Genomic DNA, 13,532 nt, shown 5'->3' on the forward strand with positions numbered 1-13,532 from the left:
CACAGACGCAAAAAAGCCGGGACAAGCCCGGCTTTTTACTGCATACGTGAGACTAACGCTTACGCGAAGTTCTTCGCTGCAAAATCCCAGTTCGCCAGTGAGTTCAGGAAGGTTTCCACGAACTTAGGGCGCAGGTTGCGGTAGTCGATGTAGTAAGCATGTTCCCACACATCAACGCACAGCAGCGCCGTGTCGCCAGTGGTCAAAGGTGTGCCAGCAGCACCCATGTTGACGATTTCCACAGAACCGTCCGCTTTTTTCACCAACCAAGTCCACGCAGAACCGAAGTTGCCAACCGCTGACGCAGTGAAGGCTTTCTTGAATTCGTCGAAAGAACCCCATTTCGCATCAATCGCCGCAGCCAGTGCGCCTGTGGGTGCGCCGCCGCCGTTTGGCTTCAGGCAGTTCCAGAAGAACGTGTGGTTCCAAACTTGTGCTGCATTGTTGTAAACGCCGCCTGCTGGAGCTGACTTCACGATCTCTTCCAGACTCATGTTTTCAAACTGAGTGCCCGGAATCAGGTTATTCAGGTTGGTGACATAAGCGTTATGGTGCTTGTCGTGGTGGAATTCCAGCGTTTCAGCCGACATGTGTGGGGCAAGGGCGTCTTTTGCGAAAGGCAGTTCTGGCAATGTATGAGCCATGAGTTGTTACTCCTCTGATGGTTAAGATTTTTGGTCAGGGCGTAAGATAGGCCATTTTGGGGCAAGCGTGCAATAAGCCTGTGTTCGCTTGATGAATTGTCATCGCCCGTTCATTCGTAACCGGACATCTCCAGATAGCCCTGCCCGAGCAGTTTACCGCTAGCAACATCGCGGATATTCACCGCGCCTTCCCAATAGGTAATCCCCGTCTGCATCAACTGATCATCCACCAAAGCTTCAATGCGCACATGCTGCCCCTGCTGTGGCAAATGCATTTCCCACGCCACCGGATATTTCACGCCGCTGTGCGCCTGCCAGTAACGTAATGGCTTCAGCGTCACATCCTCCCGCCCCAGCGTTTGCGCCGTACCATCCGGCAACACCCACTTGCCCGCACTGTACGGATCGGTTGCCCCTGACTTATTGCGCAGCCGATAAAACATCAGGTCATGCCCATCCTGCCATTGCAGCGAAAACCAGTCCCACCCCGCCTGATCCTTACCCAGAGCACTGGTGCTCCATTCCCGATCCAGCCACGATTCGCCGGTGACGGTGAAACGCTGCCCATCACGATAGATTTCACCCAAAGTCTGCAAGCGCGTCAGCGAGTAATAATACGAAGCATTGCCCGCCTCACTGCTTTTCTGGCTCAAGCCCTGATTGCCTTGCAACACGGGCGGCTTTTGTGGGCGTAACTGCAAATTCAGGGTGAAATCCTTAGCCTTCAACGCAATTGCCCACGGAAATTCCCCCGCACCATCGCCGACGATCTGCCAATCTTCCAGCCACACCCGGAACGGTTGCAACGACTGCCCCGCCAAACCCAGCGCTCCCCGCGCAAACCGCTGGTCGTGCAAATGCTCGCCGGTTTGCACATCGGTCAGCGCCACATGCGCCATCCACACCTGATTCGTTGCCCATGCCGACGGGCTAACGGGCTTGTCCGGCGACAGCGCAATGCGGAACAGCGTGACCTGATAGCCAAACTGTCGCCCCGAGTCAGTATGCACATTCCCGGTCACATACCACCATTCATTACGGAAATCCGGGTGTGCCGCGTGGTCTTGCGGAAACTGAAAAGTTCGTGGGGCAAGCGCACGGGTGAAACCAGCATCGGCCACCCCGCCCAACGCCGCATTCAGGTCAAGTGCCGCCGGTTCGGGTGTTTTGCTACACCCCGCCAACAGCAACATAGCCAATAGAACAAGCCTAACGCCCATCCAACCCCTCCCGCACCGATGCCTGTCCAATCCGCCGTACCGGATAAAGGCTTGCCAACAAGGCCGCCACCATCGCCAGCGCCATCGCCTGCAATGGCACCAGCGCGAACACATGCGTTTGCATCGTCCAGCCAAACGAACGCTGGTTAATAATCTCGATCAACACCACCGACATCAGCCAGCCCAGCGGCAACGACAACAGCCCCGCCAGCAAACCGATCAAGGCTGCCTGCCCCATCACCAGCCGCTGCAACTGCGGTGGGGTAAACCCGGTCGCCCGCAAAATCGCAAACTCACGCCCCTTTTCCAGAAACAAGGCCATCAAGGCACTGAACACCCCGACAAACGCCACCATAATCACCAACACCCGCAACACATTGGTAATCACAAAGGTGCGGTCAAACACCTGCAAGGAAAACTCCCGAATATCGCGGTTAGAACGCACCACCAACGGCTGCCCCGCCTGCTGCAACTCCCCCGCCCAAGCCTGCAACTGGCGTTTGATGACCGCCACATCCGCCCCCTCAGCCACTTGGATACCGATCGAAGAAATCCCCCGATCCGCCCAATAACGCTCGTACAAGGGGCGCGGCAATACCACCATGCCCTGCGTTGCACTGTAATCGCGGAACACGCCCAACACCGGCAACCTCACCTTACCCGCCAATTCGCTCGTCACCTGCACCGTATCGCCGCGCCGCTTGCCTTGGTGGTACGCAAACGGCTCCGACACCAGCAAACCTTCGCCCGCCAGAAAACGCTGCCAGATCGCCGCCGCATCGCCCTCCAGAAACGCAAAACCGCGCCCGCTGTGCGTACTGGGTTGCAAGACCAGCACCGGCATCGGGAAATCTTCCACCGTCAGCCGCGCCGTGCGCCCAGTACTTAACGCCTTCACCCCCGGCAAGGCTTGCACCCGCGCCAACCACGCCGGATTCAACGCGCCATCCACCCGCGAAGCCTCTTCTGAAGTGGCCGACACATACAAATCGCTACTCAAGGTCATTTCCAGCCAATCCGACACACTGGTGCGGAACGAGCCAATCATAATGCTCACCCCCACCGTTGCCGACACTGCCACCGTCAGCGCAATAATCGCCAAACTGGTACGGCTCAAACTCGCCTGCACCCCACGTACTGCCATGCGCCACAACAAGGAAGCCTGCAACACCCGCACCCGCTGCAAACCCCGCAAAGCAAAACGCAACACCAATGGCACGACCAAACCATACCCCACAATCAGCAAAAACAGCCCCACAAACCCCAGCACCAACTGCTTACCGGAATACGCAATCAAGCCGCCACTCGCCAACATCAACAGCACACCCAGCAAAGCTAAACCTGCCCCGGCACGCTGCCCCGCCTGTTCCAGCGTCGACTGGCGCTGCACCTGCACTGGCGACACCCGCGCCGCCTCCAAGGCCGGAGCCAGCGTCGCCACCAACACCGCCAGCAAAGTAATCCCCACACTTTTAAGCAATAAGGCTGGCGTCAGCAACAAATCCGTCGCCCGCACGCTCACGTACAAATCGCTAATGGTTTGCGTCACCAGCACCAACAAACCCTGCCCCAGCAATACGCCCAACACCACCCCGCAAGCGCTGCCAACCACCCCCAACACCACGGCTTCCAGCAACAAATGACGGAACAACTGCCCGCCCGTTACCCCCACCATCCGCGCAATCGCAAAACCCGAACGCCGCTGCAACACCGAAAACGTCATGGTGTTGTACACCAGAAACGCCCCCACCAGCATCGCCAGCAAACTCATCGCCAGCAAGTTGGTGCTAAACGCTTGCGTCATCTGAGCAAACACCTGCTGGCGAGAAGCAAAAGAGTCGAGCTTCAGGGAAGGCGGCAAACGCGCTTGCAAGGCCGCCGCTTGGGCGTCGCTAAGGGTAAGCTCGATGCGGGTAAGCCCCGGTGTTGCCCCTTGCGCCGTGGCAATATCCGTCACCAGCAAACCTGCCCGTACTTCCAGCATCGCCCCCGGCTCATTCAACAAGCGCCGCGCTTCCTCGCTGGACACCTTCATGCCCGCCGCCTGCTGCAATGGTGCGGCAAACGGATCAATGCCCAGCAAGGTATACGCCACCCCATCGCGCTCCCGCGTGGTTTCCACCACCGGTGCTGCATCCCGATAACCCCATTCCACCCGCAACTGCCGGTAAAAATCATCGGGAATAGTGCCACGCACTGCCGTGATTTCGTGCGTCATCGTCCCCGACAACACATTCACCGACTGGCGGAACGATTGCCCCGCACTCTGGTTGGCTAAATCCACCGCCAGAATCACCGCCGTACCCAAGGCAATGCTCAACAGCGTCAGCCACAACTGCCAGGGATGCCGGGTGAAAAACCGCCAACTGGAACGGGTCAATAAGCTGCTAGTCATGTCAAATACTGCACACGCCACCGTCGTACACATCCATCACCGACTTAAGCTCGTGGTAAATATAATCACGCTCCTCCGGGGTGAAAGCCTCCAAGCGTGCTGGGGTATCGCCCTTTTCCAGCGCATACAGCACCTTGTTGACTTTCATACAGCCTGTGCCTGCAATTTCTTCCACCACATGATCCAATTGCGGCTTATCCAATGGCTCGGCAGGCACCACCGCTTGTGGGAAATCATCTGCACCAAACCAGAAATCTAACCCTTTCGCGAGAAACTCGTCATACCCCAAATAATGCGTACCATCGCAGGAAAAATTCAGCCCCACCTTCCCATTCACAATATTCAGCGAAGCCGAGCGCAAGTAAATGGTCTCATCTGCAAAACGTAAGGCTTTGAATTGATGCAACACTTTACCCACATCCACCTTGGGCACAATGGCACGTTCAAAATACGGGCGGCGCGGGTAAGCCAAGCAAATATTCGGGTCAATCAATTCTTCATTGGACAAGAGACGGTACACATACGGGTCATCCCGATGCCAGATCGTGGTACGGCTGCTGGAAAAGTGCACCTGAAAATGATGCACGCCCTGATCCAGAACCAGCGCCTCGTGTACCGACATCACCGTATCCATGTGCCGATCCATCACACTTTCCACCCGCTGCTGCGCGAACAAACCGCTGCGAATGGCCGGGTCGCCCTTGATTTGCCGCCACTGGCTGGGTTCTTCGTAAATCACGTCCGAATGCGGCAATTCGCGCAAATCGTAATCCACCCCCAGAAACCCGACGCGCTGCCCTTGCTCATCGCGAATCGTCTGGATTGCCGTCACCGACGGACGCTTTTTATTACGGCTGATATAGGCTTCCGACAAATTGAAATCAACGCTCGCATCCTTGATGTGCTGCATGTAAGGCCGCTCAGAACGGTCACGCCCGCGCGACTCAGCATCCACGCCATAACGGTTGGCGGTCGAGCTGATTTGCACCCCATTGGCATCCAGCACGTACACGTACTTACAGTAGTCCAGCGTACCGAATACCCGGCGCACACACTCATCCAGACGCTCAGACTCACCGATATGTGGCAAAATTCTGCCTGCATAATCGCTGAGTGCCGTGCCTAATAAATCCGACAGCAAGGCACGGTGCGCATTGATCGAATGTTGCAATGTATTTAATGTCATAAAATTCCTCGTTTTCTTGTTTGGCCTTACCACGCCAAGGCTTGCTCACCTGTCTGCAAGCAACCATCCACCATCACCACAATACGCCCAGCACGTTCCGCCACGGCACGGCTGTGCGTCACCACCAGCAGCGTTTGTTGCGCCGCATCTGCCAATGAAAACAGCAAATCCAACACCAACGCGCCGGTTTTTGCATCCAGATTCCCGGTCGGTTCATCCGCCAGCACCAATGCGGGGCGGTGAATCAAGGCACGCGCAATCGCCACGCGCTGCTGTTCCCCACCCGATAACTGATCGGGAAACGCCGCGCCACGGGTCGGCAATTGCACCGCTTCCAGCCAATGCTGTAAACGTTGCTGCTGCTCATCCGCCGCTATTCCCAGCAAAGCCAGTGGCAACAAAATATTCTCCGCCACCGTCAAGGTAGGGATCAGATTGAACTGCTGGTAAATAAACCCAATGTGTTGGCGGCGAAACAAGGTCAATTCCGGCTCTTGCAAACGCGACAGAGACTTCCCCGCGAGGTAAATATCCCCTGTCGCAGGCACATCAATTCCCCCCAACAGGTTCAACAGAGTAGACTTACCCGAGCCGCTGCTACCGACTAAGGCCACGTGTTCACCTGCTTGCAAACTCAGGCTAACATCGCGCAACACGGTGTGCTCGCGGCCTGCCTCAGGATAAGCATAATGAAGGTGTGTTGCCTGTAACAACATAACAGTCCGTCCCTAAAGTCGAAAAAGCAGGTGTAACACGGAACACCAGCGGCGGTAAAATACCTTTCAGCCCATCAATGGAATGGGCAAGCAGAAACTTTCTGCTATCCTCCCCACATTGATGATGAACGAGAAGCGACATGAGCGGAATGACAAAATTCATATTGGGCGGTTTATTGATCGTCCTAGCCCTGCTGGGAATCAAAAGCCTGCTACCCACCGACCCAGCAAACGCCCCCCCCAGCGCCGACGGTTGGGAACAACCCATGCTCATGCCCAATGCCAATCTGCCCTCACCCGACACCCTGACGGACAACAAACGCCTAACAAGTCCACAAAACGACAAGCCGGTGGAAGACGATACCAAGGTTGAACTGGTCGGCGAACCCGAGACCAAAGAGCCAAGCCCCACCAGCACGCCTACCGAGGAAACACCCCCTCCTGCCGCCACCACGCGGACAGCACCAGAACCCTCCACCCCTGATGTCACCACAGCACCTGCTGCTACGCCAACACCAACTACGCCACCTAAACCCGTGCAACAACCTATCGTAGGCCAAACCGGCAGACTGGAAATCGTCGCCCAGACCGAGAACGGTAAAACCCTCAAGGCTAATGTTTACGTGCAGCAAACCAATGGCGCGAATATCGACAAGGCCACTTACACCAACAAAGCGGTGTTTAGCCTCAAACCCGGCAAATACAAAATCACGGTACGGGCGGAAGGCTATGGCAGCTTATCACGCAATATCAACGTACCGGATGGTGCAGTAGTCAACGAAATTTTCCCGTTGCCAGCCATTGCTAGCAACGCCCCCGCACCTGTTGCACCACCACCGATCACGCGTGCTCCACCCAGCCCCTCACAACAACCCGGCCAAAGAGAAGGAAGACTACGTGTCGTTGCACTCTCTGCGGATGATGGCAGCCCTATCAAGGTAAACTTTACGATTGCCCAGCTCGATGGCAGCGTGGTTAAGCGGGTCAATAATGTTTCGCTAGCAGAATTTACACTGCCCTCACAAGAATTTGTCGTCAGCTTTGATTTCCAAGGATTTCAAGGCTATAAATCCCTAACTGTACAACCGGGACAAATTAGCACACACACCTTCAATATCCGAGGTGTAAGCGGGCAAAGCCAAGCGCCAGAGCCGCAAATGCCACCAATGGATAACCTCCAGCAACAGCAGCAGCAACCCCAAAATGTCGAAGACATGCTGATGCAGAAGTTGCAGGAAGAATTGCAGAAACATTTGACGAATTAAAGAAACTGTCGGGCTTTAGCTAGCCCGACATCTTTAATAATGGTAGCGGCACATAGCGATCAGTAAATCCTCACCTTCCACCTTGTAGACCAAGCGATGTTCATCATTGATCCGTCGTGACCAATAGCCGGACAAGCCATGCCGCAACGGTTCGGGCTTACCGATACCCTCAAATGGCTCGCGGGAAATCGCCTTGATCAACTCATTGATGCGTTTCAGGATTTTCTTGTCGGCTTGCTGCCAGTACAAATAGTCTTCCCACGCTTTGGATGAAAAAACTATCCTCATTCCAGCAACTCTCGCGCTTGCCCATTCCCACGCCCCAATTCAGCAATGGATTCCAGCAAGCGGCTGGCATTAGCTGGGCTACGCAACAAATAGGCGGTTTCTTCCATCGCTTTGTAATCTTCCAACGAAATCATGACGACGGCTTGTTCGCGGTTGCGGGTAATGATGATGGGTTCGTGATCTTCGCAGACCCGATCCATCGTTTTGGCGAGTTCCGCTCGCACAGCGGTGTAGGAGATGGCGTTCATGGTCAATCAACCTGTACGTGATAATGTACGTAAACTATAGGCTAGATGTATAGTCAACACAATATCAAAGTGCAAATTCATAACTTGATCATCAACGCCTATCTGGAGAATCTAGTTGCAACCTCATAACTCGATTTACAAATATAACAATGGTTGACAAAATAACAAAAAAGCATACTATCATCCAGATACACTATCTATATGCGTATGCGACACAACTAAGGTAAAAAAGCATGATGAACCCATGGGACGTTAACCCAGATCTTCAACAAGAACGACTGATCCAGCTTGCAAATATGCTAGCTGAGGTGAGGGCTGATGTTGTTGATTTACATAACCCAGAACTCGGTGATACGAGAAAATCTTTAGGCTTCAGGGCATACGAGTGCTCAAGAAGCCACTGCATAGACAAAGCTGGACAACTAGGTTTTGAATGGTTAGGTGTTCTAACAGAAGATAGAAGATTTACGCTCAAAGTAGGTTCGATACCTGTTCGATTTTGGAAAGGAGAACCAGAAAAACTACCATCAGGGAAATTATTACGCTCACCCGAAGCACTCAATCAAATTGAGCTTTTTCACCCTAAAAATTCAGACAATGAGCTAATTTGGTTTTGTATTTTAGATGCAAACTTTAAAGGATTGATTGAACGCGCTTATTTTGTTGGCTATACGGAGATAGGGGAAATTGTTATCAATTGGCAAATTCCTATTCGTGGTTCTATCACATTAATATCTGATGTAAACCACATGCCATCTGATGGTATTGAGCTTGACTCAGCCGCTAATCGTTTAAGAGCAAAAATATTCAAGGATGATGCAATAAAAAATGAATAAAGAATTTTTTGGCGAAAAAGTAAGACTGGCAAGATTAATGAATGGTCTAACTCAGCAAGAGTTAGGCGATTTAGTTATTGTTAGCAGGCAATTTATTCACCAATTAGAAAGTGGCATTAAGCAACCCGCAGATGATACATTAGCGGCTATTGCTGAAGTTTTACATGTAACTCAAAAATTTTTTTACATACCATTGGCAAATGATGTAAAGCCTGAGCAATGCCACTTTAGAAAGAGAAGAACTACGCCCGTGAACCTTTCAAATAGGGTGCTTGCATTAGGAACCATTTTTGAGCAATTAGTACATATTCTCGATAGAAATCTAGAGTTACCTCATATTGACTTTCCTGATATCAATATTTCGAATGTACTAACAGCAGAAGATATAGAACGTTCTGCTGAAGAATGCAGGAGATACTGGGGATTAGGAAATGATGCTCCTATTTCAAATATGATTAGAGTTTTGGAAAATGCAGGTGCTGTAATTACATGTTTTGATGGTGTTTCAGATAAGGTAGATGCCTTGTCAATAAATAGAAACAGACCTATTATTGTTCGTAATAATGCCAAGGAAAGCATATGCAGAATGCGCTTTGATTTAGCACATGAAACTGCCCATATAGTTCTGCATCAGGGTGTAGAAACAGGCTGTTCAAAAACTGAATCTGAAGCAAATGCTTTTGCAAGTGCATTCCTCTTTCCACGTGCAGCATTCATAAGGGAGTTTCACGGTTGTGTTGGCAACATTAGAATAAACTGGGATAAAGTCTATGCTCTGAAACTACGCTGGAAGATGAGTGTTAGAGCTATTATGTATAGAGCATACTATCTTGGTTTGTTGACAGCACAGCAATTTCGAAGCGCCAATGTCTATTTAAATAAAAGTGGACAAACAAAAACAGAGCACTTCGATGATAAAATACCCAATGAGCATCCAGAAATATTATCGGCAGCATTGGATATCTTATATCAAGACATGAATATTTCAATTTATGGGATCGCTGAAAAACTTGGAATTTCTGAGAAAATCATTGCTCAATTAACTGGCTTCGATTTATCAAAACAAGTAAAGCATAATAATGTCAGAAGCTTATCTCTTGCCCGATAGAATCTGATCTTTCTAAATTAATATATGATTATTTAACTCGGAATTCAAAAAATGTGTGGAATTTGCGGTGAACTACGCCTCGACGGGCAACTCCCCGAACTGAAATACCTCAACAGCATGATGGCGAAGCTCGAAAAGCGTGGCCCCGACCACGCAGGCAGCTTTTCCGACGGTGGCTTAATGTTTGGGCATCGCCGCCTAGCAATCATCGACCTGTCGTACAAATCCAGTCAGCCGATGGTCGACGCGGAATCGGGTTTGGCACTGGTGTTCAACGGCACGATCTACAACCACCCCGAACTGCGGGCGCAACTGAAAGCCAAAGGCCACCACTTCTTCTCCGAAGGCGATACCGAAGTCATCCTCAAAGCCTACGCGGAATGGGGCGAAGACGCGCCCAAACACCTGCACGGCATGTTCGCTTTCGCCATCTGGGACATGCACAAGAAAACGCTATTCGTGGCACGTGACCGCATGGGCATCAAGCCGCTGTACTACGCCGCCGACGGCAAACGTTTCCGCTTTGCCTCCAACACGCAAGCCCTGCTGACCACGCCGGGGATTGATACCAGCCTCGACCCGCTGGCAATCCACAACCTGTTTTCCCTACACGCCGTTGTGCCAGCCCCACGCACCGTGCTGAACGGCATCCGCAAGCTGCAACCCGCGCATAGCCTCACCATCCACGCTGACGGACGCCAAGAGCTGAAACGTTACTGGAATCTGGTGGCACGTCGCCCCGCCGAGCCGCGCACCGAACAGGAATGGATCGACGCAATACACGAATCGTTAAAAACCGCCGTGCGCCGCCGCAACAATATCGCCGACGTACCCGTGGGCGTGCTGCTTTCCGGTGGCCTCGATTCCAGCCTATTGGTCGCCTTGCTCGCCGAAATTGGCATCAAAGACATTCGCACCTTCACCATCGGTTTCGACGACCAGCCGGAAGAAAAAGGCAGCGAATACGAATATTCCGACGCGGTGGTAGAACGCTTCAACCCCACCCACCACAAATTCCACATCCCCAACGAACAAACCCTGTCGCGCCTGCCGGAAGCGGTGGAAAATATGGCGGAACCGATGTTCGGGCAGGATGCGATTGGCTTTTACCTGCTTTCCGAACAAGTATCCAAGCATGTGAAAGTGGTGCAATCCGGGCAAGGCGCGGATGAAGTCTTCGGCGGCTATTTCTGGTATCCGCAAGCGCACGCCTCGACCCACCCCGACATGCTGCAACGCCTCGCTCCGTATTATTTCGACCGCGACCATTCTGAAATGGCAGAAATGCTGCAAACCCCGTTCCAGACCCGCGATTACACCAGCGAATTGGTGCGCGAACTGCTGGAATCGCCCGATGCGGAAGAAACGCTGGATGCGGTATTACGCGCCGACACCACCACCTTCATCGTCGACGATCCAGTCAAGCGCGTGGATAACATGACGATGGCATGGGGCTTGGAAGCTCGCGTGCCGTTCCTCGACCACGAACTGGTGGAACTCGCCGCGCAAATGCCGACTGAATTGAAACTGCGCGACGGCGGCAAATATGTGCTGAAACAGATTGCACGCGGGCACGTGCCGGATAGCGTGATCGACCGCCCCAAGGGGTACTTCCCCGTGCCTGCGCTCAAGTTTGTACGCGGCGAATTTCTGGATATGATGCGCGATTTGTTGGATTCGCAAGCGTGTCGCGAACGGGGTTTGTATCAGCGTAGCTATATCGACAAAGTGCTGGCCTCACCCGAGGCACACTTAACGCGGATTCAGGGCAGTAAGCTGTGGCACATGGCGGCGTTGGAGATGTGGTTGCAGCGGCAGAATCTCTAAAGTGACTAACCACACATCATGACGAATTGATCAATCACAAATAAATACGTTAAAGTCTAATTATAATAAAAACACAGAAGATTGACCAAGTTATGCGCATACAACTATTGACCGTATTACTCTTTATTAGCCACCTGTTGACCGCTTGCGGCGGCGGTGGCGCTACCAACCTACCTAACTCGGACGCCAATATCACGTCCGATCAAAACCTTGCCACTCCAGATAATCGGACACCTGTCGCCAACAGTACCCCGTTAACCCTGACCTATAACAGCGTACAAACCCTGACAGTCAACGCGACTGATCCCGATAATGATGCCCTGAGTTACACCATTACCAGCCAGCCACATTATGGCAAACTTAGCCCTGTGAGTAATAAGCCGGGCACTTTCACCTATACGCCTACCATCAAATACATCGGCGTAGACAGCTTCACGTTTACGGCTACTGATGGCGACCTGACATCCCTCCCGGCAACGGTCAAACTCACTTACTGGTCAAATAGCTGGCCGATTGCCAATGCCGGTGGCGACCAGATGGTGAATGCAAACAGCACAATCAACCTATCCGGCAAGGGGTACAACGAGGGTTCAAGCGCTTATGATGCCAGTGGCAAGAAACTGCCCCTGACCTATCGCTGGCAACAAACAGATAACACTGGAATACAGGCTACCCTAATGGATGCCAATTCCCCCACCCTACGCCTACAAACACCGGCCGTTAGTCAAGATACAATACTGACCTTTGCCCTGACCGTACAAACCTCTCAGGGCAACAGCGCTACGGACACCATCAAACTGACGCTCAAACCTTTCAGCGGTCAATCACGTGTCGCCCTAGGCGCTTATATTCCGGGGGATGCATGGAATACGCAAATAATCGATCAGTTTAATGCAGACACCAACACGCCGCTCAGCTTAGTCAATATTTTCAGCACGTTTGATAGTAACTGGCAAAGCCTCGGCGTACTTGCCCAACAAACCTATAGCCGTAATGCCACCCCACTGATTACGTGGATGCCAGAATCGCAAAGCCAACCCATGACCAACCTGCTGCCCGCTATCGTCGCGGGTAAGTGGGATACCTACATCAATACCTGGATTGCCGGATTAGAAACTTGGCAAGCCAATTACCCAACCGATCAACAACCGCAGTTGCTGATACGCTTTGGCCATGAATTCAACGGCAAATGGTACGCTTGGGGCAATGATCCTGAGAATTACCGGCTGGCATGGCAGCACATTCATGATCTTTTCAACGCCGCTCAGGTGAAAAATGTGGAGTGGGTATGGTGCATGAATAACTTCAGCTTTGATGATATTAATGATCCCACACGCTACTACCCTGGAGATGCCTATGTGGATTGGACTGCTATCGACATCTATAACTGGGGTAGTAACATGAAATATTCGCGTTGGAGCAGCTTCAGTCAATTGGTCGAACCTGCTTATAACCTATTGACCACACAGTACCCCAGCAAACCGGTCATGATAGCCGAAGTTGCCTCCGCTGAAGCCAGCGATTTGCCTAACCCTACGGCAGGGCTAGATGGGGATAACAGCGATGCAGATGAAAGCAAAGAAGCTTGGATAAGCGATATGTTTACCAGCATAGAGCTGAGCTTTCCACGTATCCGCGCCCTCTTGTGGTTCAATCAGGATAAAACCCTGCACTGGGCACTCAACGGCACTGGCCACACTGGGGCTGCGGCCTACGGGACAGCCGTTAATAACAGTGAGTATTTTGGCGGTATGTATGTTCCAGCCAGTCAACAGCCTCAATCATACTAATGAGTATTA

General features: G+C 52.3%; 12 protein-coding genes. 5 read left to right on the forward strand and 7 right to left on the reverse strand.

Annotated elements, in window-relative coordinates:
• Window positions 1–59: 59 nt before the first annotated feature.
• The 5 genes from Q394_RS0114010 to Q394_RS0114030 all read right to left on the reverse strand — a co-directional run bounded on the left by Q394_RS0114010 (window position 60) and on the right by Q394_RS0114030 (window position 6,161).
• Window positions 60–644 carry a superoxide dismutase gene (locus tag Q394_RS0114010; RefSeq protein WP_028489818.1) on the reverse strand — a complete coding sequence of 195 codons (585 nt, stop codon included), beginning with the start codon at window positions 642–644 and terminating at the stop codon, window positions 60–62.
• 110 nt (window positions 645–754) lie between these two features.
• Entirely contained in the window at window positions 755–1,864 is a 1,110-nt protein-coding gene (locus Q394_RS0114015) for a lipocalin-like domain-containing protein (RefSeq protein ID WP_028489819.1), read from the reverse strand.
• On the reverse strand, window positions 1,854–4,259 hold the full coding sequence (locus Q394_RS0114020) for an ABC transporter permease (RefSeq protein WP_028489820.1): 2,406 nt from the start codon (window positions 4,257–4,259) through the stop codon (window positions 1,854–1,856). Before Q394_RS0114020 ends, Q394_RS0114015 begins: the two co-directional genes overlap by 11 nt.
• Before the next feature lies 1 nt (window position 4,260).
• Window positions 4,261–5,445, reverse strand: coding sequence for a PDC sensor domain-containing protein (locus Q394_RS20480; RefSeq protein ID WP_211248818.1), 1,185 nt, complete (start codon window positions 5,443–5,445; stop codon window positions 4,261–4,263).
• A gap of 26 nt (window positions 5,446–5,471) precedes the next feature.
• Window positions 5,472–6,161 carry an ABC transporter ATP-binding protein gene (locus Q394_RS0114030; RefSeq protein WP_038141626.1) on the reverse strand — a complete coding sequence of 230 codons (690 nt, stop codon included), beginning with the start codon at window positions 6,159–6,161 and terminating at the stop codon, window positions 5,472–5,474.
• A 140-nt stretch (window positions 6,162–6,301) separates the two neighbouring features.
• Between Q394_RS0114030 and Q394_RS0114035 the strand changes: the two genes are divergently transcribed.
• Window positions 6,302–7,426 (forward strand): peptidase associated/transthyretin-like domain-containing protein, encoded by a 1,125-nt coding sequence (locus Q394_RS0114035; RefSeq protein ID WP_156946881.1) that lies wholly within the window; start codon window positions 6,302–6,304, stop codon window positions 7,424–7,426.
• A gap of 33 nt (window positions 7,427–7,459) precedes the next feature.
• On the opposite strand, the gene Q394_RS0114040 is transcribed toward Q394_RS0114035, so the two are convergent.
• On the reverse strand, window positions 7,460–7,714 hold the full coding sequence (locus tag Q394_RS0114040) for a Txe/YoeB family addiction module toxin (RefSeq protein ID WP_028489823.1): 255 nt from the start codon (window positions 7,712–7,714) through the stop codon (window positions 7,460–7,462).
• Window positions 7,711–7,962: a type II toxin-antitoxin system Phd/YefM family antitoxin gene (locus Q394_RS0114045; protein ID WP_028489824.1), complete on the reverse strand. Its 252-nt coding sequence runs from the start codon at window positions 7,960–7,962 to the stop codon at window positions 7,711–7,713. The genes Q394_RS0114040 and Q394_RS0114045 overlap by 4 nt, the downstream gene beginning before the upstream one ends.
• Window positions 7,963–8,195: 233 nt before the next feature.
• Here Q394_RS0114045 and Q394_RS0114050 point away from each other — a divergent pair, with 233 nt between their 5' ends.
• The 4 genes from Q394_RS0114050 (at window position 8,196) to Q394_RS21620 (ending at window position 13,523) form a co-directional block, all read left to right on the forward strand.
• Entirely contained in the window at window positions 8,196–8,798 is a 603-nt protein-coding gene (locus Q394_RS0114050) for a hypothetical protein (protein ID WP_028489825.1), read from the forward strand.
• Window positions 8,791–9,906, forward strand: coding sequence for a helix-turn-helix domain-containing protein (locus Q394_RS0114055; RefSeq protein ID WP_028489826.1), 1,116 nt, complete (start codon window positions 8,791–8,793; stop codon window positions 9,904–9,906). Before Q394_RS0114050 ends, Q394_RS0114055 begins: the two co-directional genes overlap by 8 nt.
• 51 nt (window positions 9,907–9,957) lie before the next feature.
• The gene (locus Q394_RS0114060; protein WP_028489827.1) at window positions 9,958–11,733 is read left to right on the forward strand and encodes an N-acetylglutaminylglutamine amidotransferase; all 1,776 of its coding nucleotides are present in this window, start codon (window positions 9,958–9,960) and stop codon (window positions 11,731–11,733) included.
• 92 nt (window positions 11,734–11,825) lie between these two features.
• Complete coding sequence (locus Q394_RS21620) at window positions 11,826–13,523, forward strand: glycoside hydrolase family 26 protein (protein WP_028489828.1); 1,698 nt, start codon at window positions 11,826–11,828, stop codon at window positions 13,521–13,523.
• Window positions 13,524–13,532 lie beyond the last annotated feature (9 nt).

The sequence above is a fragment of the Thiothrix lacustris DSM 21227 genome, assembly GCF_000621325.1.
In the GTDB taxonomy this organism is placed as follows: domain Bacteria; phylum Pseudomonadota; class Gammaproteobacteria; order Thiotrichales; family Thiotrichaceae; genus Thiothrix; species Thiothrix lacustris.

Coding starts and splice junctions, on each gene's coding strand:
- Q394_RS0114010 (WP_028489818.1), bottom strand. CDS start 644: ATGGCTCATACATTGCCAGAACTGCCTTTCGCAAAAGACGCCCTTGCC.
- Q394_RS0114015 (WP_028489819.1), bottom strand. CDS start 1,864: ATGGGCGTTAGGCTTGTTCTATTGGCTATGTTGCTGTTGGCGGGGTGT.
- Q394_RS0114020 (WP_028489820.1), bottom strand. CDS start 4,259: ATGACTAGCAGCTTATTGACCCGTTCCAGTTGGCGGTTTTTCACCCGG.
- Q394_RS20480 (WP_211248818.1), bottom strand. CDS start 5,445: ATGACATTAAATACATTGCAACATTCGATCAATGCGCACCGTGCCTTG.
- Q394_RS0114030 (WP_038141626.1), bottom strand. CDS start 6,161: ATGTTGTTACAGGCAACACACCTTCATTATGCTTATCCTGAGGCAGGC.
- Q394_RS0114035 (WP_156946881.1), top strand. CDS start 6,302: ATGAGCGGAATGACAAAATTCATATTGGGCGGTTTATTGATCGTCCTA.
- Q394_RS0114040 (WP_028489823.1), bottom strand. CDS start 7,714: ATGAGGATAGTTTTTTCATCCAAAGCGTGGGAAGACTATTTGTACTGG.
- Q394_RS0114045 (WP_028489824.1), bottom strand. CDS start 7,962: ATGAACGCCATCTCCTACACCGCTGTGCGAGCGGAACTCGCCAAAACG.
- Q394_RS0114050 (WP_028489825.1), top strand. CDS start 8,196: ATGATGAACCCATGGGACGTTAACCCAGATCTTCAACAAGAACGACTG.
- Q394_RS0114055 (WP_028489826.1), top strand. CDS start 8,791: ATGAATAAAGAATTTTTTGGCGAAAAAGTAAGACTGGCAAGATTAATG.
- Q394_RS0114060 (WP_028489827.1), top strand. CDS start 9,958: ATGTGTGGAATTTGCGGTGAACTACGCCTCGACGGGCAACTCCCCGAA.
- Q394_RS21620 (WP_028489828.1), top strand. CDS start 11,826: ATGCGCATACAACTATTGACCGTATTACTCTTTATTAGCCACCTGTTG.